Source organism: Sphingobium sp. TomTYG65 (assembly GCF_055395525.1).
In genome coordinates this window covers 2287840-2308699 of sequence record NZ_AP027330.1, presented here as the reverse complement: position 1 = coordinate 2308699, position 20860 = coordinate 2287840, and the positions used below count along the sequence as shown (strand labels likewise).

16 protein-coding genes are annotated in these 20860 nt (G+C 64.5%); 8 read left to right on the top strand and 8 right to left on the bottom strand.

Going from position 1 to position 20860, the window contains the following annotated elements:
• The first annotated feature begins 46 nt into the window (after positions 1-46).
• The gene (locus ACZ5Y5_RS11400; protein ID WP_464808739.1) at positions 47-3118 is read left to right on the top strand and encodes a TonB-dependent receptor plug domain-containing protein; all 3072 of its coding nucleotides are present in this window, start codon (positions 47-49) and stop codon (positions 3116-3118) included.
• Between the two features lie 88 nt (positions 3119-3206).
• On the opposite strand, the gene clpB is transcribed toward ACZ5Y5_RS11400, so the two are convergent.
• Positions 3207-5789: an ATP-dependent chaperone ClpB gene (clpB, locus tag ACZ5Y5_RS11395; RefSeq protein ID WP_464808738.1), complete on the bottom strand. Its 2583-nt coding sequence runs from the start codon at positions 5787-5789 to the stop codon at positions 3207-3209.
• Between the two features lie 113 nt (positions 5790-5902).
• On the bottom strand, positions 5903-7537 hold the full coding sequence (locus ACZ5Y5_RS11390; RefSeq protein WP_464808737.1) for a M28 family metallopeptidase: 1635 nt from the start codon (positions 7535-7537) through the stop codon (positions 5903-5905).
• Positions 7538-7688: 151 nt separating this feature from the next.
• Between ACZ5Y5_RS11390 and ACZ5Y5_RS11385 the strand changes: the two genes are divergently transcribed.
• The 7 genes from ACZ5Y5_RS11385 (at position 7689) to ACZ5Y5_RS11355 (ending at position 16009) form a co-directional block, all read left to right on the top strand.
• Entirely contained in the window at positions 7689-10550 is a 2862-nt protein-coding gene (locus ACZ5Y5_RS11385) for a M16 family metallopeptidase (protein WP_464808736.1), read from the top strand.
• 24 nt (positions 10551-10574) lie between these two features.
• Positions 10575-10877 (top strand): hypothetical protein, encoded by a 303-nt coding sequence (locus ACZ5Y5_RS11380; protein ID WP_464808735.1) that lies wholly within the window; start codon positions 10575-10577, stop codon positions 10875-10877.
• Positions 10878-10989: 112 nt separating this feature from the next.
• The gene (locus ACZ5Y5_RS11375; protein ID WP_464808734.1) at positions 10990-11439 is read left to right on the top strand and encodes a MarR family transcriptional regulator; all 450 of its coding nucleotides are present in this window, start codon (positions 10990-10992) and stop codon (positions 11437-11439) included.
• Positions 11436-13487: an FUSC family protein gene (locus tag ACZ5Y5_RS11370; protein WP_464808733.1), complete on the top strand. Its 2052-nt coding sequence runs from the start codon at positions 11436-11438 to the stop codon at positions 13485-13487. Before ACZ5Y5_RS11375 ends, ACZ5Y5_RS11370 begins: the two co-directional genes overlap by 4 nt.
• Entirely contained in the window at positions 13484-13699 is a 216-nt protein-coding gene (locus ACZ5Y5_RS11365) for a DUF1656 domain-containing protein (RefSeq protein ID WP_464808732.1), read from the top strand. The genes ACZ5Y5_RS11370 and ACZ5Y5_RS11365 overlap by 4 nt, the downstream gene beginning before the upstream one ends.
• Positions 13696-14595, top strand: coding sequence for an efflux RND transporter periplasmic adaptor subunit (locus tag ACZ5Y5_RS11360; RefSeq protein WP_464808731.1), 900 nt, complete (start codon positions 13696-13698; stop codon positions 14593-14595). Before ACZ5Y5_RS11365 ends, ACZ5Y5_RS11360 begins: the two co-directional genes overlap by 4 nt.
• Entirely contained in the window at positions 14588-16009 is a 1422-nt protein-coding gene (locus ACZ5Y5_RS11355; RefSeq protein ID WP_464808730.1) for an efflux transporter outer membrane subunit, read from the top strand. The genes ACZ5Y5_RS11360 and ACZ5Y5_RS11355 overlap by 8 nt, the downstream gene beginning before the upstream one ends.
• 75 nt (positions 16010-16084) lie before the next feature.
• Here ACZ5Y5_RS11355 and pal read toward each other — a convergent pair whose 3' ends face one another.
• The 6 genes from pal to ybgC form a co-directional block, all read right to left on the bottom strand.
• Entirely contained in the window at positions 16085-16600 is a 516-nt protein-coding gene (gene pal, locus ACZ5Y5_RS11350; RefSeq protein ID WP_464808729.1) for a peptidoglycan-associated lipoprotein Pal, read from the bottom strand.
• A 28-nt stretch (positions 16601-16628) separates the two neighbouring features.
• Positions 16629-17951, bottom strand: coding sequence for a Tol-Pal system beta propeller repeat protein TolB (gene tolB, locus ACZ5Y5_RS11345; RefSeq protein ID WP_464808728.1), 1323 nt, complete (start codon positions 17949-17951; stop codon positions 16629-16631).
• Positions 17948-18919 (bottom strand): cell envelope biogenesis protein TolA, encoded by a 972-nt coding sequence (locus tag ACZ5Y5_RS11340; RefSeq protein ID WP_464808727.1) that lies wholly within the window; start codon positions 18917-18919, stop codon positions 17948-17950. The genes tolB and ACZ5Y5_RS11340 overlap by 4 nt, the downstream gene beginning before the upstream one ends.
• A gap of 18 nt (positions 18920-18937) precedes the next feature.
• Positions 18938-19402 (bottom strand): protein TolR, encoded by a 465-nt coding sequence (tolR, locus tag ACZ5Y5_RS11335; protein WP_464808726.1) that lies wholly within the window; start codon positions 19400-19402, stop codon positions 18938-18940.
• Between the two features lie 109 nt (positions 19403-19511).
• Positions 19512-20231, bottom strand: a complete 720-nt coding sequence (gene tolQ / locus ACZ5Y5_RS11330) for a protein TolQ (protein WP_464808725.1) — start codon at positions 20229-20231, stop codon at positions 19512-19514.
• Positions 20228-20698, bottom strand: coding sequence for a tol-pal system-associated acyl-CoA thioesterase (ybgC, locus tag ACZ5Y5_RS11325; protein WP_464808724.1), 471 nt, complete (start codon positions 20696-20698; stop codon positions 20228-20230). Before ybgC ends, tolQ begins: the two co-directional genes overlap by 4 nt.
• Positions 20699-20860: the final 162 nt, after the last annotated feature.

Here is a 20860-nt window from a genome sequence, read left to right as displayed (position 1 = left end):
AAGGGCGCAGGCTCGCTTGCGTCACTCCAGAGCAAGGGACTGGATTGTGAAGACTATTTCCAACAATGCGTGGCTGCGCGGTAGCGCGGCGCTGCAGGCGCTTGCATGTGCAGGCGCCGGTTTCGCGGCTCTGGCCGCCCCTGCCTTCGCGCAGGACACCCCCGCAGGCACGACGGCCGAAGAGCCCGAGGCCACCATCGTCGTCACCGGGTCGATCCTGCGCCAGGACGTGAACAACACGCCCTCGCCGGTCTCCGTTCTGACCTCCGAATCGCTCGAACAGCGCGGCATTCAAACCACCCAGGAAGCGCTTCAGCGGATCTCGTCAAACAATGGCGCGGCGCTCACCAACAGCTTTTCCGCCAATGGCGCATTCGCAGCAGGCGCCTCCGCCGTGTCGCTGCGCGGTCTCACCACCAGTTCGACCCTGGTCCTGTTCGACGGCCAGCGCGCCGCTTATTATCCGCTGGCGGATGACGCGACGCGCAACTTCGTCGATCTGAACACCATCCCCGACGACATTGTCGATCGCGTCGAAGTGCTGCGCGACGGCGCATCGTCCACCTATGGCGCGGACGCCATCGCGGGCGTCATTAACGTCATCACGAAAAAGCAGTTCAAGGGCATTGGCGGCCGTGTCGAAGCTGGCATCACCGAGCGCGGCGATGGCGAAAATTACCGCATCAGCCTGACCGCAGGCACCGGCGACCTCGGCCGCGACGGTTATAATATCTACGCCAGCGGCTTCTGGTATCGTCAGAATGCCCTATACAACCGCGACCGGCCTTATCCGTACAACTCTCAGGACCTGTCCGGCATCTGCCGCGATGGCGTCTGCGGCCCGCAAGTCGGTCCCAATGGCGGCTCGATCAACCCGTCCAGCACCGGTTACGTCGGCTGGGCCGATGCGACGTCGTCAAGCGACCGCCGTTCATTCGCCACGACCTTCTTCGTCGCGCCCACAAACTCCAACAGCGCGCTCGACGATCCGCTCGGCCGGTATCAAATCCTCAATCCGGCTGCAGGCTGTATCGCCGGAGAGACACCCTACACGCTGACGGCCGCCGAACTGGCTGACACGGATCAGAACGCCTTCGCGCCCACGACCGTCTGCCAGGGCGATCTCGTGCGCCAATATGGCGTCATCTCGCCTCGTATCGAGCGCTTCGGCGGTGCGCTGAAGGCGACTGTCGCCGTCACCGACGATATCGAAGCGTCCTTCACCGCTAACTACCTGCAGAGCAAGGTCAGCTATAGCGGAGAACCGGCAACCATCCGCGCCAACGGCCCGGCTGGCATCAACTTCCCGCGTTTCAGCACTTATAATAGCGGTCTGCCGAATGCGCCCGGCTCCTTCGCTCTGGCGCTGCCGGTTTATGTCTGCCCGCTGGTCAACGGACTGCCGCAGCCGAATTGCGATGTTACAAACGGCACGCTCAATCCCAACAATCCGTTCGCGGCGCAGGGCTTACAGGCTCGCATCATGGGTCGCATCCCCAACCTCAACGAATATAATGAAACGCTCAGCCGCACCTATCGCGGCGCATTCTCCATCTCGGGACCGATCACGGACAACTGGAACTTCGCGGCGGACATCGTCGGCATGGTGACCGACCTGACCCGCACGTCGAAGGGCTATGTCTATATTCAGAACCTGCTGAACGTGGTCGCCGACGGCAGCTATAATTTCGTCAATCCGCTGTCGAACAGCCAGTCGGTACTCGACTATCTGTCCCCGGACAATATCACCAAGTCGAAATCGGAACTCTATGCCGCTCAGGTCAGCTTCAACGGCACGCTGTTCGAACTGCCTGCTGGGCCCGTCCAGCTTGGTTTTGGTGGCCAGATTCGTCTGGAATCTATTAACGCCCCTAGCGCCAATGATGACTTCGCAGGTCCCACACAACGCTATTTCATCCTGAACGCCTTCGGTACCAAGGGTGAGCGCGTTGTCCGTTCGGGCTTCGTGGAAGTGAATGTCCCTGCGTTCGAGGGCTTCGAAGTTAACGCATCGGGCCGCTATGACAATTACAACAGCGGTCAGGACGCCTTCTCGCCAAAAGTGGGCTTCCGCTACAAGCCGATCGATGCCCTGACGCTACGCGGCACCTGGTCGCGCGGGTTCCGCATCCCAAGCTTCGCGGAATCCAATGCCTTGCCCACGACTGGCTTCGTCAACAATACAAAGTCCACTTTTCCGGACTCCTACCTTGCTCAGTTTGGCTGTTCGCAGGATACCTTCACCAGCTGTCCGCCCTATCTAAGCTCCAGCAGCTACGGCCAGACCCAGTTGGCGAGCCCAGACTTGAAGCCGGAAAAATCGACCAGCTGGACCGCTGGGGTCATCTTTGAACCGACCCGTAACATCCGCCTCAGCGTCGATTACTACAATATTAAGAAGAAGGGCGCGATCATCCCCGCTCCCTTCGCACCCGCGCTCGCTGCCTATTATTCGGGCCAGGCAATCCCGGCAGGCTACAACATCATCCAGGATTCGCCTGATCCGCAACATCCTGGCGCTTTGCCGCGCGTCGCCTATGTTCAGGCGCCGCTTATCAACGCAAACACGATCCGGTCTGAAGGGCTGGATTTCGCGGCGACCGGCCGGTTCAACTTTGGCGATGTTCGCTTCACCAGCTCGGTGGAGGCGACCTACATCATCAATCTGGACACGACCTTCGCCGACGGCAGCCGCGAAAGCTATGAAGGTACGCTCGGCAATTACAGCCTGACGGCTGGTTCCGGTACGCCCGAATGGCACGGTAGCTGGACCAACACGCTAGAATGGAACAAGTGGACGGTTTCTGCCACCGCGGAATTTTTCGGCGGCTATAATTTGTCTGCAGAAGATGTCGAAGGCCCCGGAGCGTCGGGCGGTTGCGGCCTGCTCTCGCCGCAGTTCGTCAAGTGCAACGTGGACGACTATATCACTGTCGATCTCACCACCAGCTACAAGCTCAACGACAATTTCACGCTCTATCTGAACGTGCTGAATGTCTTTGACGATCTGCCGCCGATCGATCCGGTCACCTATGGCGCGAACAACTATAACCCGGTTCAGGGCGGCACCGGCATCTACGGCCGCGCCTACCGTCTGGGTGTGAAGGCCAACTTCTGATCCACGCGATCAGGCTGAAAAGGAAAGGGCGCCGGTCATTCCGGCGCCCTTTCTCTCATTCCTCCCTATCTTTGCGAGCGGGAGGATTTTAACCGACAACACTCAACTCCAACGCCCCATCCCCCTCATCCACGCGCACCCGTGACCCATCCGGCACCTCGCCGCGCAGGATCAGGTCCGCCAGCGGGTCTTGCAGATAGCGCTGCACCGCGCGCTTCAACGGCCGCGCGCCATAGACCGGATCGTAACCGACCCGCCCCAGCCAGGCCCGCGCGCCATCGGTCAGGTCGAGCGTGATTTTCCGGTCCTTCAGCAGGTTGCCGATGCGCGCCACCTGAATGTCCACGATCGGCGCCATGTGGCTCGCACCCAGTCGGTGAAACAGGATGATCTCGTCCAGCCGGTTGAGGAACTCCGGCCGGAAATGCGCTCGGACGATGTCCATCACCTGATCCTCGACCTTTTCGACCGGCTCGTCATCACCCAGCGAAGCGATGAACTGGCTGCCCAGGTTCGACGTCAGCACGATGATCGTGTTGGTGAAGTCGACCGTCCGCCCCTGACCATCGGTCAGGCGGCCATCGTCCAGCACCTGCAGCAGCACGTTGAATACATCGCTATGCGCCTTCTCGACCTCATCGAACAGCACGACCTGATAGGGCCGCCGCCGCACCGCCTCGGTCAGCACGCCGCCTTCCTCATAGCCGACATAGCCCGGAGGTGCGCCGATCAGCCGCGCGACCGAGTGCTTCTCCATGAACTCGCTCATGTCGATGCGCACCATCGCGTTGTCGTCGTCGAACAGAAAGCCTGCCAGCGCCTTGGTCAGCTCCGTCTTGCCGACGCCCGTCGGCCCCAGGAACAGGAATGATCCCAGCGGTCGGTTCGGGTCCTGCAATCCGGCGCGCGACCGGCGCACGGCAGTGGCCACGGCCTTCACCGCATCCGCCTGCCCGATGACGCGCTTGCCAAGCACTTCCTCCATGGCGAGCAGCTTCTCGCGCTCACCCTCCAACATCTTGTCGACTGGAATGCCGGTCCAGCGCGACACGACGGCGGCGATATCCTCGCTCGTTACCTCCTCGCGCAGCATCGCACCCTCGGCGGCGCCCTCCGCTTCGGCGATCTTGCGTTCCAGTTCCGGAATGCGCCCATAGGCCAGCTCGCCCGCCTTCGCGAGGTCGCCTGCCCGCTGCGCCTGCTCCAGTTCGACCCGAGCGGCCTCCAGTTGCTCCTTCAGCTTGCTCTCGCTCGCAATCTTGTCCTTCTCCGCCTGCCAGCGCTGGGTCAGCGCGGCCGACTGTTCTTCCAGATTGGCAAGGTCCTCCTCCAGCGCGTCGAGCCGGTCCTTCGACGCCTTGTCGGTCTCCTTCTTCAGCGCCTCGCGCTCGATCTTCAGCTGGATGATCCGCCGGTCGAGCGTTTCGATCTCCTCGGGCTTGCTCTCCACCTCCATGCGCAGGCGGCTGGCGGCCTCGTCCATCAGGTCGATGGCCTTGTCCGGCAGGAAACGGTCCGTGATGTAGCGATTGGACAGCGTCGCCGCGCTGACGAGCGCGCCGTCGGTGATCCGCACGCCATGATGCAGCTCATATTTCTCCTTCAGGCCGCGCAGGATGGAGATGGTGTCCTCCACCGTCGGCTCGCCCACGAACACCGGCTGGAACCGCCGCTGCAACGCCGGGTCCTTCTCGACATATTTGCGATATTCATCGAGCGTCGTTGCGCCGATGCAGTGCAGTTCGCCGCGCGCTAGCGCCGGCTTCAGCAGATTGCCCGCATCCATCGCGCCTTCCGATTTGCCCGCGCCGATCAGCGTGTGCATCTCGTCGATGAAGAGGACGATCTGTCCTTCCGCGCCCTTCACCTCGTCCAGCACGCCCTTCAGCCGCTCCTCGAACTCGCCGCGATATTTCGCGCCCGCGATCAGGCTGCCCATGTCGAGCGCCATCAGCGTGCGATCCTTCAGCGTGTCGGGCACGTCGCCATTGGCGATGCGCAGCGCCAGCCCTTCCGCGATCGCGGTCTTGCCGACGCCGGGATCGCCGATCAGGACGGGATTGTTCTTGGTCCGTCGCGCGAGAATTTGAATCGTCCGCCGGATTTCCTCGTCCCGGCCGATCACCGGGTCCAGCTTGCCCTCTCGCGCCGCTTCCGTAAGGTCCCGTGCGAATTTCTTGAGCGCATCATAGCGATCCTCCGCGCCCGCCGTATCGGCGGTGCGGCCACCACGCAGATCATTGATCGCGGCGTTCAGCGCCTCCGGCTTCACACCCGCCGCTGCCAAAGCCCTGCCCGCCGCCGTGCCGGTGGCAAGGGTAAGGGCGAGCAGCAGCCGCTCGACCGTGACAAAGCTGTCTCCCGCCTTGGCCGCGATCTGTTCGGCGCTGTCCAGCACCCGCACCGCGTCATTGTCCAGCCCCGGCGTCTGCTGCGCGCCGCTTCCGGAAACGGCAGGCACCTTGGCCAGCGCCGCATCCGTCTCGCGCACCGCCACGGTCGGATCGCCGCCCGCCGCCTTGATCAGGCCGGACGCCATGCCCTGATCATCCTCCAGCAGAGCCTTCAACAGATGTTCGGGGCTGATCCGCTGATGGCTCATTCGGATCGCGACGGTCTGCGCCGATTGCAGGAAGCCCTTGGCGCGGTCAGTGAATTTCTCGAGGTTCATACAATCCTCACGCGGTAAGTGATGCCAGCCATGTAGTGTTGCCAAAAAGCAACACAAGGGGTCACTACGCAATTATCCTAACTCTTCAGAATCCTTTCAGTTCGCGACTTTCTTCATTGTTTCGCCGCCTTCTCCGCCCCCGGTGCAAAAACGTCCCCGAAAAAATCCCCCAGATACCATCGCGGCGCTTCCTCATCGTCAGCGATTTCCCGCGCGATTGCATAATTGACCCGCGCAAATTTCGCTGCCGCCTCCCAGTGAAAGGGCAGGCTCATCTGATCGGAAGGCTGATGATAGTCCGTCTTCAGAAAATGGCGGAACGCCTCCTTCCCAGGCCCGGCAAAGCCGGTCATCAGGAATATCGCCGGAATACCCTCCTGCACGAAACGATAATGGTCTGACCGGGTGAACAGGCTTTCGTCCGGCAATGGGTCGGGCGACAGCGCTACGCCCGCGTCCTTCGCCGCTCTCGCGACCACAGGGCCCAGTGTCGAATGTTCGGCGCCGAACGCCACGATATCCTGAAAGTCATAGGTCAGGACCGGCATGTCCAGGTTGACCTCAGCGACCAGCTTCCCGCCCTCGGGCAACACCGGATGCTTGGCAAGAAACTGCGAACCCAGCAGTCCCTCCTCTTCCGCCGTCACTGCCGCGAACAGGATCGACCGTCTCGGCGATCTGCCGCTGTCCGCAAAAGCCTTCGCCACTGCGAGCATGGTCGCGACCCCTGCGGCATTGTCCATGGCGCCATTATAGATGTTGTCCTTCCCCTCCCCATCTTCTCGCATGCCGAGATGATCGAGATGCGCCGTCAGCAGCACATATTCCTTCGCCAGCTTGGGATCGGCGCCCGGCAGCACCGCCAGCACGTTGCGGCTGGCAGCGGTCGTGACGATGCTGCTGCGGTCCAGGCGAACCCGCGCCTTCAGCGGAAAGCGCGTGACCTTCGCGCCCTTTCTCGCCGCCTGTTTGCGGATCATCTCCAGCGACTGGTCGGTCCCGGCAAGCAGCGCCTCAGTCGCCGGACCATTGGCGTAGGCGGTGGCGACTATTGCCGGGGTGCGGCTGAACGGCTCGCCATTATGTTGCACCCAACTGACCGCCGGCCCCTTGGACCGCTCGCGCAGCTGGTTCCAGGGAACCCGCGTCAACAGACCCTCGCTCGGCAGGGTGATAAGGCCGATCGCGCCCGCCTCCTGCGCTGCCGCCGTCCTTTCCGCAGCGAGATGCGCGCCCACCTCGCTGGGCAGATCGGCGGGAAAACCCGAAAGGACCACGGCGAACTTACCCCTGACGTCGAGCCCGGCATAATCGTCGATCTTCTCACGCTCGGACTTGAGGCCGTAGCCGACGAACACGGCGCCTGCCTCAACGCTCTGCCTCGGTTCGCGGCCGAATGGGCCGATAGCAACGTCGCCTCCACTCGCAAACCGTCGGCCATTGATCGTGAGCGACGGCGTGACACTCTTGTCGAGCTGAGCGACCGCCAGCGTCACAGGCTGATACCAGCTGCCACCTACTGCCTGTTGCAGGCCGAGCGCCTCGAAGCGGGCGGCGACATAGCGGGCCGCGATGTCATAGCCGCGCGTCCCTGCGTCCCGCCCCTCCAGCAGGTCGTCGGCAAGGAAGCCGATGTCGGCACGAATGTCCTGGCTGGTTGGGATGGGCGCCCGATCATCTTTGGCGAGGGCGGCGCTGCTGGTTATGATCGAAAGGGTGAAGGCAAGAAAATAACAGCCCTGGCGCATCAAGTTCGGACCCCTCCCATATTCTTGGACCATGAGCCTATCGCCCTCCGCCGCTCTGTCCAGCCTAATGCGTATTGCGTGGTTAAAACGCCTCGCTATGCTGCCGGACTTCAGGTGTGCAGCCGCATGCCACTGATTTCATGAGGCGCTGATGCTTCCTTCTCCCCTGTCGCGTCGACTGGCCTTGGCGCTTGGCCTGTCCGCCCTTGCATTGACGCCGATGATCCCCGCGATCGCGGCGGTCGATGCCGCCGCGCCTGCGCCGCTCTCCAGCCTCGTCTCCGCGGTCGACATCCCCTATCAGCAGTTCACGCTGGACAACGGCCTGCGCGTCATCGTCCATACCGATCGCAAGGCGCCGGTGGTGGCTGTTTCCGTTTGGTATCATGTGGGGTCGCGTTTCGAGCCGAAGGGCAAGACGGGCTTTGCTCATCTGTTCGAGCATCTGATGTTCTACGGGTCGGAAAATGCGGACGGCCCTTTCTTCGGGCGGCTGGAGGATATCGGCGCAACCGATTGGAACGGCACGACCTGGTTCGACCGCACCAATTATTTCGAAACGGTGCCGACCGGGGCGCTCGACCGGGCGCTGTTCCTTGAGTCCGACCGCATGGGCCATCTGCTGGGCGCGGTCACCCAGACCAAGCTCGATACCCAGCGCGGTGTCGTGCAGAATGAAAAGCGCATGGGCGAGAATGAGCCTTACGGGCTCGTGGAATATGCCCAGCTCGCCGCCATGCTGCCCGAAGGGCACCCCTATCGCCATTCGACCATCGGTTCGATGGCGGACCTGAATGCCGCCAGCCTTGCCGATGTGCAGAACTGGTTCAAGACGCATTACGGTCCGAACAACGCCGTGCTGGTGCTGGCTGGCGATATCGATCTCCCCACCGCGAAGGCAAAGGTGGAAAAGTGGTTCGGCAACATCCCCGCCGGGCCCGCGCCCAAGGATGTGGATGCGACCGTGCCGACGCTCGACAAGGATGTCGAGAAGGTGATGCACGATAATGTCGCTGCGACGCGGCTCTATCGCAATTGGATCGTGCCCGGGGTCAATTCGGCTGATCTGCCGCAGCTTGATCTGGCGATGGCCGTGTTCGGGGGCCTCGGATCATCGCGGCTCGACAATATCCTGGTGCGGGGCGAAAAGGTGGCGGTTGGTGTCAAGGCCAGCATCCAGCCCTTCGAGAAGCTATCCATCGCTGAAATCACGGTGGACGTGAAGCCGGGGCAGGACCCGGTGGCTGTAAGCAAGCGGCTCGACCAACTGCTCGCCGACTATCTCGCCAAAGGTCCCACGGCCGACGAGGTGCAGCGCGCGGCGACGCAGCAACTGTCGGGCACCATCGGGGGCCTGGAGAAGGTCGGTGGCTTCAATGGCAAGGCGGTGACGCTGGCAGAGGGGGCCGTCTATTCCAACGATCCCGAGAAATATAAGAAGGATCTCGCGCTCTACGCCGCCGCCACGCCGCGATCGGTGAGCGATGCGGCGCGCAAGTGGCTGGGGAGGCCGGTGTTCCGCCTGACCGTTGCGCCGGGCGAGCGTTCGGCGGAGGATAATGCGCTCGCAGGAAATGCCATCCATCATCCCGCCTATTTCCGCGACCCAAAGAAAGCCGCGCCCGTTGCCGCTGCCCCGCCACCGCCTGCCAAGGTTACCGAGCCCGCGATCCAGCCGGTCAAGGATCTGGAATTTCCGGCCGTCGAGCATGCGACGCTGAAGAACGGGATCCCGGTCGTATTCGCGCGCCGCGCGACGGTGCCCGTGGTGCGGGTGTCCATATCTTTCGACGCGGGTAATGCCGCGGATGACAAGGCGAAGCTCGGCACGGCAGGGCTGACCACCGCACTGCTCGATGAGGGCACGAAGACACGAAGCTCGATCCAGATCGCGGAAGAGCAAGAGCGGCTGGGCGCATCCATCAGCGCGGGCAATGGCATGGATAACACCAATGTCGGCCTCTATGCGTTGAAGCCGAATCTCGACGCCTCGCTGGGGCTGCTGGCGGATGTCATCCGCAACCCCGCCTTCGCGCCGGCCGAGGTGGAGCGCCTGCGCGGTCAGATGCTGACCCGGATCAAGGCGGAAAAGACCGAACCGATGCCGATCGCGCAGCGACTGCTGCCGCCGCTACTTTATGGTCAGTCGCACCCGTATGGCATCCCCTTCACCGGCTCCGGCACGGAAAGCGGAGTCAAGGCGGTGACGCGGGCGGATTTGGTTGCGTTCCACGACAAGTGGTTGCGGCCCGACAATGCGACCATCTTCGTGACGGGTGACGCCATGCTCAGCGAAGTGATGCCGCTGCTGGAGAAGCGCTTCGGCAATTGGAAGGCACCGAAGGCCGCCAAGGGCGCTAAGCTTTTCCGCATGGATCGGATGATGCGGCCGTCACGCATTGTTCTGGTGGACAAGCCGCAAAGCCCGCAGTCGATGATCCTCGCCGGGCTGCTGACTGGCAAGCAGGGCACCGACAATCCGGTGACGCTGATCACCGCCAATGAGGTGCTGGGCGGCAGTTCGACATCCCGCCTGATCATGGATTTGCGCGAGACGAAGGGCTGGGCCTATTATGCAGGCACGGCGCTTCCCGGCGTCAAGGAAACCATTCCGCTGCTGGTCTATGCGCCGGTGCAGACCGACAAGACGGGCGAGTCGATCATTGCGGCCCGCAAGGACATTGCCGACTTCCTGACGAGCAAGGGGACCACCCAGGCAGAGCGGAACCAGACGATCAACAGCCAGATCCTGTCGCTGCCCGGCAGCTTCGAAACTTCGTCCGACCTGCTGGGGGCGATGATGCGCAATCGACTGCTGGGGCGTCCGGATGATTATTATGAAAAGCTGCCCGCCATTTACCGGGCGATGACTCCGGCTGACCTCGACAAGGCAGCGCGGGAGGCGATCGATCCGTCCCGGCTGATCTGGGTCGTGGTGGGCGATGCGAAACTGGTGCGGCCGCAGCTTGACGCGGTGGGCCTGCCGGTCGAGATGGGCACATTGGCCGACTGACGGCGGCATATAGGGAGAAAGACGATGGCTGGTGTCGATGGGGCCTATGATTGCGTGGCGAAAACGCCGCTGGGCGAGCAGAAGGGCGTGCTGACGGTCATCAGCTCGGGTGACAGCTTCCATGGGACCTTCGCGGGCATGATGGGATCGCTCGACGTGGCGGACGGCAAGGTCGATGGAAACAAGCTGAGTTGGAAGATGAACATGTCGGTGCCGATGCCCATGACGATGGATTGCGAGGCTGAGGTCGACGGCGACAGCATCAGCGGGACGATGCAGTTGGGCGCTTTCGGAGCGGCTGGCTTTTCGGGAACGAGACGGAGCTGAAAGCCGCAATTTCCGGGAGTTTTGATGCTCCCGGAATTTTAAACGCATGAAGGAAATGGCGAGTAGAACGCGATTTCTTGACAATATCAATTTAGTTAGCTATCTAAATATCATGTCGCGGTCGGAAATGAAGCGGGCGCTGGCCCAGAGGATGCCGCTGGTGGCGCGCAGCTGGCGCGCCCTTGCGGATGAGGCGCTGGCGGAATTTCGCGTTTCGAACAGTGCGGGTTGGTGCCTGGTGCATCTTGATCGCATGGGACCGGATGCACGGCAGGCGGACCTGGCGGAACTGCTGGGGATTACCCAGCCATCGCTTGTACGGACGCTGGATCAGCTGGAAGCGATGGGGCTGGTGGAGCGGGTGCCCAATCCCGATGACAAAAGATCGAACCGCATCGCCTTTACGCCTACGGGCAAGGATCTGGCCGGACGAATCGAGGAGCGCCTCGACAGCTTGCGGCAGCAATTGCTCGAAGGCGTGCCCGACGCCGCAATCGAGATCACGGTAAACCTGATGGAGCTGCTCGGCCGCCGGATAGCCGAGCGCCGCCAGCAGCCATGAGCGCGCGCTTCGGCTGGCCCGCGGCGCTTTTTTCGCTTAAATGTTTCGCGGCTGGAATGCTGGCGCTGTTCATCGCGCTGAGCATCGGGTTGGAGCGGCCCTATTGGGCGTTCCTGACATCCTATATCGTCGCGCAGCCCATGGCCGGAGCGGTCCTGTCCAAGGGGCTGTTCCGCGTGCTGGGCACGATCGTTGGCGGAGCCTTTTCCGTGGCGGTGGTGCCGCCGCTGGTGAACGCGCCGGAATTGCTGTCGCTGGCGATGGCGTCATGGCTCGCGCTCTGTGTCTTCGTCTCGCTGCTCGACCGCACGCCGCGCGCTTATATGTTCGTGCTGGCGGGCTACACCGCCTGCCTGATCGTCTTTCCCAGCGTCGATGCGCCCGACACCATCTTCACCGTGGCGAGCCTGCGCGTGCAGGAGATCATGATCGGCATCGCCAGCGCCAGCCTGGTGCACAGCGTCGTCTTTCCCGGATCGGTCAGCGACTTCCTGCTGGCGCGGGTGCGGGCGATGCTGGCTGATGCCGAACGCTGGTCCCATGACGCCATCGCGATAGAGCCGGTCGAGGGGCTGGAGTCCGAACGGCGGCGGCTGGCGCAGGATGTCAGCGAACTGCACCAGCTGTCGATCCATCTGCCCTTCGACACCTCACGCCTCGCTCCGCGCATCCGCACGGTGCGGGCGTTGCAGGACGAACTGGCGCAGTTGCTTCCTCTGGGCGCGGCTGTCGAGGACCGGTTGGCCGCGCTGAAGGCGGCGAGCGGCGGCGCGGTGCCACCTGCCACGCAGGCGCTGATCGCGGACGTCAGGGCATGGCTCGCCGCGCCAGGAGAGGATCGGGAGGCCCGCAGCGCCGCGGCGCAGACGCTGATCGACCGCTGCGCCGCGTTGGAGCCGCCCGCCCAAGCTGACATGGATTGGGCCGCGATGATGCGGATGAGCCTGTTCGCGCGTCTCGCCACCTTGATCGCCGCGCATCGCGACTGCCGCGACCTCTATGACCAGATGGTGGTGCATAGCCGCCAGCCGGTCAGTGCGCGTGTCGCCGAACTGCTGGAGGGACGCCGGAGCCGGGAATTGCACCGCGACTATGCGGCGGCCGCGCGTGGCGCTTTCGGCGCTTTCGTCACAATCCTGACCGGCTGCGCGCTGTGGATCGGCAGCGGATGGCAGGATGGCAGCACGGCGGTCATGCTGGCCGGCGTCTTCCTGGCGCTGTTCGCGGCGTCCGACAATCCCGCTGCCCCAATCAAAGGATTCATGATCGGCACGCTGATTGCGTCGGCGCTGGCCGCGCTCTATGGCTATGCCATCCTGCCCCGGCTGGACGGCTTTCCGATGTTCGCTGCCGCCTTCGCACCGATGCTGCTGGCTTTGGGAGCGATGCTGGCGTCGCCCCGCATGGGTGGCATTGCGCTGCCGGTGCTGCTGGGGCTGGGAAGCCCCGCGCTGATAGCGGACCGCTATGTGGGGGAATTCGCGGCCTTCCTGAATGGCACGATCGCGCAGCTGGTGGGCGTGTGGTTCGCAATCATCATGGCCGGGCTGCTGCAGTCGGCCGGAGTGGAAGGCGCGATCCGGCGGACGATCCGGGCGACCTGGAACGATCTGGCGACGCGCAGCACGATGATGACGACCCCCGATGTGCGCGGCTGGATCAACCGGATGCTGGACCGCATCGCGCTGCTGGCGCCCCGGCTCGCCACCGCCCGGCGCGAAGATAGCGACCTGCTGTTCCATGCACTGCGCGACCTGCGCACGGGCGTCGCCATCGGCGAACTGCGGCAATTGCGGCTCGATCTGCCTTCACAGGAGGGCGAACCGCTCGCCCATGTGCTGGCCGGTGTCGCGCACCATTATCGCCGCTTGAATCCTGACTCCCCCCAGCCTGCGGAACCGGCGTTGCTGACGGATATTGACGATGCCGTCGGCGCGCTGTCGCATAATGACAATGAAAGCGTGCGGCGGCAGGGGATGCTGGCGCTGGTCAGTCTGCGGCGAAATCTGTTCCCGGCCGCCCCGGCCTATCGGAGGATGGCGGCATGACGGGAGAAGTCGCATTGGGCGGAGTGTTCATGCCGACGCTGCTGCTGCTTGGGGTTCTGGCGCTGCTGCTGAGCTGGGGCGTCACGCGGCTGATCGGGGCGTTCGGGCTCTACCGCTTCTTCGCCTATCGGGCGATCGTCGACCTTAGCATCTTCGTGCTTGTGCTGGGCGGGCTCGCCCTTCTCCTCCCCATAGTTGGAGTCCGTCCATGAACCGTCTGCCGAGCGGGCTGGTCCGCAGCGCCGCCACCATTGTCATCGTCGTGATCGCCGTGGTCGCCGCCATCGCCATGTGGAACCATTATGAGCGCAGCCCTTGGACGCGCGACGGGCGAGTGCGGGCCGATGTGGTGCGGGTGACGCCGGATATCGGCGGGCTGGTGACGTCGGTCGCGGTGCGTGACAATCAGGAGGTGAAGGCGGGCGATCTGCTGTTCGTGATCGACCGGCCCCGCTATGCGCTGGCGCTGGAGCAGGCGGAGGCGCAGGTGGCGAGCGCTCGCGCGACGTTGGGCCAGGCGCGGCGGGAAGCGGCGCGCGACCTTGCCTTGGGCGATCTGGTCGCGGCGGAGGCGCATGAGCAGAATGTGGCGCTGGTGGCGACGGCGCAGGCAGCGCTGGCACAGGCGATGAGTAGCCGAGACGCTGCCGCGCTGAACCTCAAGCGCACGCGGGTGGCGGCCTCAGTCAATGGCGTCGTCACCAATCTGGACCTGCATCCCGGCGATTACCTCGCGGCGGGCAAGCAGGCGATGGCGCTGGTCGATCGCGACAGCCTGCGCGTCGAAGGCTATTTTGAGGAGACGAAATTGCCGCTGGTCTGCATCGGCGCGCCGGTGACGGTGCGGCTGATGGGCGAGGCGGCGGACCTGCATGGGCGGGTGGAAAGCATCGCCTATGGCATCAACGACACCACCCGCAGTGACTCGGGCAATTTGCTGCCCACGGTGCAACCGACCTTTTCCTGGGTGCGGCTGGCGCAGCGGATTCCGGTACGGGTGAAGCTGAACAAGGTGCCGGCTGGCATGCGGCTGATCGCCGGGCGGACGGCGACGGTGACGGTGGAGCCGGTGGAGAAAGGCCGCGCGGGGAGCTGCCGCCATGGGTAAGTCCGCAGCCCGGTGTCTAGTGAGGCGCACGCTCCCCGGTCTGGCGCTGATTCTCGCCGCCTGCTCGACCGCAGGGCCAGACTACCGGCCGCCCGAACATTCCGCCGCCACCGCTCCAGGGGCGCAGGGTGCTTTTCATTCCGCGCAAGGGGCGGGGTTCAGCAATGCCGAGCTGCCGGATCATTGGTGGCGGCTCTACAATGATCCACAGCTGGACGCGCTGGTGGAGCAGGCGTTGGCTGCCAACGCCGATCTGCGGGTGGCGCAGGCGAATGTGAGTGCGGCGCAGGCGGTGCTGCAGGAAGCGGAGGCGGGGCGCACGGTCAGCACTGCGGTAAGCGGCGGCGCTACGCTGGCGCGGCCTTCGGGGACCGGAGAGAGCTTACCGGGCGTGGTCGGCTATGATCTGGGGTTGAGTGCGTCCTATCCCCTGGATCTGAACGGCCGGATCAGGCGCGCGATCGAAGCCAGCGGGGCCGATCTGGAGGCCGTGGAGGCGGCGCGCGATTATCTGCGGGTCAGCGTCGCGGCGGCCACCGCGCGCGCCTATGCGCAGGTGTGCGCCGCCAACTATTCGCTCGCCGTCAATCGCCGGGTCGTGGCTTTGCAGGGCGAGACGCTGAACGCCACGCAGCGGCTGTTCCGGGGCGGTCGGGGCACCGCCTTTGACGTCAGCCGGGCGCGAGCGGCGGTGGATGCAAGCGCGGCGGCGCTGCCTGCGTTCGAGGCGCAGCGGCAGGCCGGGCTTTATCTGCTCTCGGCCTTGCTGGGGCGGCCGCCCGCCGACTATCCGCGTGCGGTGGAAGGCTGTGCGGCGCTGCCTGTGCTGGGGCGGCCACTCCCGGTTGGCGACGGCGCGGCGCTGATCCGGCGGCGGCCTGACGTACGGCAGGCGGAGCGGGCGATCGCCGCCGATACGGCGCGGCTGGGGGTGGCGATGGCGGAGCTCTATCCGCAAGTCAGCATCGGCGGATCGCTGGGGCTGGCGGGGCCGCTCAAGGATCTGGGATCGGGAACGGCCCTGGGTTTCAGCTTGGGGCCACTGCTCAGCTGGAGCTTTCCCAACCGGCCGGTGGTCAAGGCGCGGATTGCGCAGGCCGATGCGCGGGTGCAGGGCGATCTCGCGCGGTTCGACGCATCCGTGCTGGAGGCGCTGCGACAGACCGAGACGGCGCTGGAAAGCTATCGGCGCGATGCCGAGCGGGCGGCGGCGCTGGAGCGGGCGCGGGCCAGCGCGGCGGTGTCCGCGGGGCAGGCCGGAAAGCTGTTCCGCTTTGGCCGGGGAGATTTCCTGTCCTTGCTGGATGCGCAGCGGAGCCTGGCGAGTGCGGAAGCGGCTGCTGCCGCGGCGCGAGTGCAACTGGTGCAGGATCAGGTGGCGGTGTTCCTGGCGCTGGGTGGCGGATGGTCTTGACGCGCGCGTAAGAAAAAAGCCCGCCGATCGTCTGACCAGCGGGCTTCTTGAAGCGTTGAGTGCGACCCTAAGGCTTCAATATTGAACCGTCACCGTCACCGCGCGGCGGTTCTGGGCCCATGACGCTTCGTCCGAACCCAGGGCGGCCGGGCGTTCCTTGCCGTAGCTCACCGTATTGATGCGGCTGGGATCGATGCCGAGCGAGGCAAGGTAGTTTTTCGCGGCATTGGCGCGGCGCTCGCCCAGCGCGATATTATAGTCGCGGGTGCCACGTTCGTCGGCATGGCCTTCGATCGTGACGCGGACATTGGGGTTCTGCTGCAGCCATGCGGCCTGGCTCTGCAGCGTCTGCTGGTCCTGCGCATCGACATCATATTGGTCGGTGTCGAAGAAGATGCGATCGGACGAGACGGAGGCGACGAAATCCTCCTGGCTGCCCTTGACCGGGGCGCCTGTGCCGGTGCCCGTGCCGGTCCCGGTCTGCGCGCTGGTGTCGGCGGGCGGGGGCGGCAGGTCCTTGGGCGCTTTCTTGCCGCAGGCGGCAAGGGCCAGGACACATCCGGCGATCAATAGGGGGCGGGTGAGTTTCATGAGCGGTCTCCTCGAAAGGGGGATGGTGTCAGGGGAGCAGCGGACCCCAGGCGGGGTCGGAGCCGCTCAAGGGCGTGGGGATGCGGCGTTCGTTGACGCCGGTAAGATCGACCTGCCAGACTTGGCTGGTGCCTTCGCGACCCGCTGTGGTGCGGAAGAATTGGAGGACGCGGCCATTGGGTGACCAGGTGGGCTGCTCATCCTGCCAGCCATTGGTCAGGATGCGCTCATTGCCGCCGTCCGGCGTCATGACGGCGATCTTGAAGTCGCCGCTGATCTTGGTAAAGGCAACGAGGTCGCCGCGCGGGCTCCATTCGGGCGTGGCATAGCGGCCGCCGCCATGGCTGATGCGGCGCTGGCCGGAGCCGTCGGCGTTCATGACATAGATTTGCTGGCTGCCGGACCGATCGCTTTCGAACACGATCTTCGTGCCGTCGGGCGAGTAGCTGCCGCCGACGTCGATGCCCGGCGCTGTGGTCAGGCGCACCGGCTGGCCGCCCTGCGCCGACACGCGGTAGATGTCGGTATTGCCCGCCACCGCCATGGAAAAGAGAATGTTGCGGCCATCAGGCGACCAGCGCGGGGCGAAGGTGGCGTTGTTGCTTTCGGTGACGAGCCGCTGACGACCGCTGCCGATGTCATAGACATAGATGCGTACCCGGCTGCCCAGATAGCTTACATAGACGATCGACTTGTAGTCGGGCGAAAAGCGCGGGGTGAGTGCGATCGACTGGCCGTTGGTGATGAAGCGGTGGTTGGCGCCGTCCGAATCCATGATGGCGAGGCGCTTGGTCCGGTTCCCCTTGGGGCCGCTTTCCGCGATGTAGGCGATGCGGCTGTCGAAGAAGGGGCTTTCGCCCGACAGACGCGCATAGATGGCGTCGGCGCATTTATGCGCGGCGCGCCGCCAATCGCGCGGGGCGACCACATAGCCCTGGCGCGTGAGTTCCTGCTTGAGCGCGACGTCATAGAGATAGCAGCCCACGGTGATGTCCGCTTCGCCCCCGGTGGTGCGGATGAAGCCCTGCACCAGCGCCTGGTAGGCGCCCCATTTGTCGTATGCAGGGTTGGTGACTTCGGGGAAGGAGATGGCGGGAATGCCGCCGGGACCGGACGGGTCGAACAGGCCCGACCCCTTGAGGTCCGTGGCAATCACTTCGGCGATCTTGCGGCCAAGATCGCTGGACGAGCCAGCAGGCGTCGAGACTTCCGCCTGTGCGGGGAGGGCGGGAACGACGATCTTGAGATTACTGTCGATCTCACCCGTCACATCGACCGAAAGCTGGGCGAGGGCGGGCGGTGCAAAGGCTGCGCAAAGGGCAAGCAATGCGGTTATTCCGAAGCGTTTCATCGCGCTTTCCTTGCATAGACTCTAAGGGGTTTGAGCCAGTTCCACTGGTCATAATATTCGGCCGGCAGCCCCTGGAAAGGTGACGCCTGGAGCACTGCCTGGACAGCGCGTTCCTTGTAGATGGAGACTTGCGGGCTGTTGCTCGGGGTCTTGCCCTGGACGTCGAGCACCTCGGGCCTGCCGATGACGCGGCCGTTGCGATCGAGCTTCACTTCGAGGAAGGCGACCAGCAATTCCACATCCGCGCCGGAGGGCAGCTTCAGATGCTTGTAGATCTGGTCGCTGATGAGACGATCGAGCGCGGCCTTCTGCGCCGGACCCATGGCGGCGGCCGGCGGCGGCGCGGGCTTGCGCGGGGCGTCGGACTCGGTGTCGATGCCTTTCAGGAAATCCTTGCCAAGGAGAGAGCCCTTGGGCTTGTCCGCCTTACCCTGACCGGACGCGCGGGCGGGCGCATTCGCTTTCGCCTTGGGAGCGGGCTTTTGCGACGCCTTGGCGGGCGCAGGTGCGGCGGCTGCAGGCCTGGGCTTCTGCGGCGCAGGCTTTTGAGCGGGTTTTTCAGGCGCGGGCTTGGGCTTCGGCGCGGGCTTGGGCACGTCCTTCTTGGGCGGTGCAGGCGCTGGCTTTGGCGGTGCGGGCTTGGCCACAGCTTTCGGCGGAGCAGGCTTGGGCGGGGGTGGCGCGGGCACCGGCTCGGGCTCCGGAATGGGTGCTGGTTCGGGCACGGGCGCGGGGGCCGCGTCCTCGGTCGGTCCTTCCTCCGGTGCGACGCTCGGTGGAGGGGGCTGGGTCGAGATCTGCGGCGCGACCGATTTGAGCGCGGCTTCGTCCACCAGGCTGACGTCCATCGGCGGGGAGTTCAGCTTCAGCGGATTGGGGGTGGCGAGAAAGCCCACCGACAGCAAGCCGAACAGCAGGACATGTCCCGCCGTCGCTACGCCAAGGCCGATCTTCTCCGCGCGCTCCATCCTCGAGTCCTATGGCCCCTATTCTGAACCGGACGTGACGGCGGCAGCCTCGCCGCCGGTGCTGACGAGTGCCACCTTGTTAAGCCCCGCGCGGTTGAGTTCGCCCATCACACGCATGACCCGGCCATAGTCGAGCCCCTTGTCGGCGCGCAGGAAAATCTGCGGCGGTTCGGCCTTGCCTGCGTTGGCGGAGACGATTTCCGCGAGGCGGCCGGGGAGGTCGGCGTCGCTGATTTCGGTTTCGTCGATATAGAGGCCGCCGTCCCGGTCGATCGAGACGACCGTCGGCTTCTGATCTTCCTCCAGCCCCTTGGCGCGGGTTTCGGGCAGGTTCACAGGCACGCCGGTGACGAGCAGGGGCGCCGTCACCATGAAGATGATGAGCAGCACCAGCATCACGTCCACTAACGGGGTTACGTTGATGTCGGCCATCGGCGCGCGGCCGCGGCCCCGGCGGTGGGAAGGAGGGCTGGACATGGCCATTACAGGATTCCTGTCATGCCAGCAGAAGCTGGCATCTCAAGAAAGAGAGGGCAGCCCAGGAGGCATGACATCCCAGCGTTCGCTGGGATGACGGGGCTCAAGGGAGCCATCACCGCTGCGCCTCCAGTTCGCGGCTCAGCGTCGAATAGAAGCCGTCCGCAAAGCGCGTCAGCTTGGATTCCATGCGGTTGATGCCATGGCTGAAGCGGTTGTAGGCGATGACCGCCGGGATCGCCGCGAACAGGCCGATGGCGGTGGCGAACAGGGCCTCGGCAATGCCCGGCGCGACCACGGCGAGCGAGCTGTTCTGTTCCTTCGCGATGGCGGTGAAGGCGCGCATGATGCCCCAGACGGTGCCGAACAAGCCGACAAAGGGTGCGACCGAGCCGATGGTGGCGAGGATATTGAGCCGGTCGGACAGGCGATCGACCTCCGCCGCGATCATGCTGGACATGGAGGTCGCGAGGCGGTCGCGCGTGCCGTCACGGTCGATCACTTTCTGCGCGGTGGACCGACGCCATTCGGTGACGCCAGCGGCCATCACCTTGGCGGCCGGGAAATCCGCCTTGCCGCGCGCTTCGTAGAAGCGGTCGATATCTTCCGCCTTCCAGAAATCATCCTCAAAGGCACTGCTCTGGCGGCTGGCCTTGCGCAGGGTGAAGCTGAAGCCGATGATCATCGCCCAGGTCCAGATGCTGGCGAGCACGAGGCCCAGCATCACCACCTTCACGACGATGTCCGCCTGCAGGAACAGGGCGAGCGGCGAAATGGTCGCAGCTTCGGTGGCGGCGCCGACTGCGGCGCCCACGTCGGGCATCGAAAGGCTCATGGGTTGATGTCTTCCCCTCTCATCAAACGGCTGAAAATGTCGATCCAGGGCTTTGGCTGCCGCGTGGGGCGGCCCTGGTTGGTCAGGAAGGCGACAGAGACTTCGCCGTCCGTCAGTATTTCCTCGCCCCGCCTGACTCTCTGATGAATGGTGCAGGCGACAGGGCGGATCGCGGTGACGCGGCTTTCGACCATCAGGTCGTCGTCCAATCGCGCCGGACGCTTATAGGCGATTTGCAGGTTCGTCACGGCATAAACGCCGGTGCCGTCTTCCTGCGCGGCGCGCTGGTCGATGCCCGCCACCCGCAGCATGTCGGACCGGGCGCGCTCCATATAACGCAGATAATTGGCGTGATAGACCAGGCCCGAAAGATCCGTGTCCTCAAAATAGATGCGCACGGGGAAATGATGCACGGCGGCGATGAACCTTCCGGCCGCCGGCACGGGCATGGACATGGTAACGGACATGCGCGGCCTTTTAACCATCATGCGCGCGCCGCGCAAAGCCGGAAATGCCCGATTCGAAACCGTCTTGCCGGGTGAACGGGTCTGTCCATCCCATCCCATCGCGCCCGCTCAGCCCCGATTAACACAGCCTCTGTTGTGATTGAGTTGCGAAACCGCTGGCCG

What these genes read in the sequence shown, in the direction of transcription:
- ACZ5Y5_RS11370 (WP_464808733.1), top strand. Translation starts at nt 11,436, where the DNA reads ATGAGCGCGCGCTTCGGCTGGCCCGCGGCGCTTTTTTCGCTTAAATGT.
- clpB (WP_464808738.1), bottom strand. Translation starts at nt 5,789, where the DNA reads ATGAACCTCGAGAAATTCACTGACCGCGCCAAGGGCTTCCTGCAATCG.
- tolB (WP_464808728.1), bottom strand. Translation starts at nt 17,951, where the DNA reads ATGAAACGCTTCGGAATAACCGCATTGCTTGCCCTTTGCGCAGCCTTT.
- ACZ5Y5_RS11375 (WP_464808734.1), top strand. Translation starts at nt 10,990, where the DNA reads ATGTCGCGGTCGGAAATGAAGCGGGCGCTGGCCCAGAGGATGCCGCTG.
- ACZ5Y5_RS11360 (WP_464808731.1), top strand. Translation starts at nt 13,696, where the DNA reads ATGAACCGTCTGCCGAGCGGGCTGGTCCGCAGCGCCGCCACCATTGTC.
- tolR (WP_464808726.1), bottom strand. Translation starts at nt 19,402, where the DNA reads ATGGCCATGTCCAGCCCTCCTTCCCACCGCCGGGGCCGCGGCCGCGCG.
- ybgC (WP_464808724.1), bottom strand. Translation starts at nt 20,698, where the DNA reads ATGTCCGTTACCATGTCCATGCCCGTGCCGGCGGCCGGAAGGTTCATC.
- ACZ5Y5_RS11385 (WP_464808736.1), top strand. Translation starts at nt 7,689, where the DNA reads ATGCTTCCTTCTCCCCTGTCGCGTCGACTGGCCTTGGCGCTTGGCCTG.
- ACZ5Y5_RS11390 (WP_464808737.1), bottom strand. Translation starts at nt 7,537, where the DNA reads ATGCGCCAGGGCTGTTATTTTCTTGCCTTCACCCTTTCGATCATAACC.
- tolQ (WP_464808725.1), bottom strand. Translation starts at nt 20,231, where the DNA reads ATGAGCCTTTCGATGCCCGACGTGGGCGCCGCAGTCGGCGCCGCCACC.
- ACZ5Y5_RS11340 (WP_464808727.1), bottom strand. Translation starts at nt 18,919, where the DNA reads ATGGAGCGCGCGGAGAAGATCGGCCTTGGCGTAGCGACGGCGGGACAT.
- ACZ5Y5_RS11380 (WP_464808735.1), top strand. Translation starts at nt 10,575, where the DNA reads ATGGCTGGTGTCGATGGGGCCTATGATTGCGTGGCGAAAACGCCGCTG.
- pal (WP_464808729.1), bottom strand. Translation starts at nt 16,600, where the DNA reads ATGAAACTCACCCGCCCCCTATTGATCGCCGGATGTGTCCTGGCCCTT.
- ACZ5Y5_RS11355 (WP_464808730.1), top strand. Translation starts at nt 14,588, where the DNA reads ATGGGTAAGTCCGCAGCCCGGTGTCTAGTGAGGCGCACGCTCCCCGGT.
- ACZ5Y5_RS11365 (WP_464808732.1), top strand. Translation starts at nt 13,484, where the DNA reads ATGACGGGAGAAGTCGCATTGGGCGGAGTGTTCATGCCGACGCTGCTG.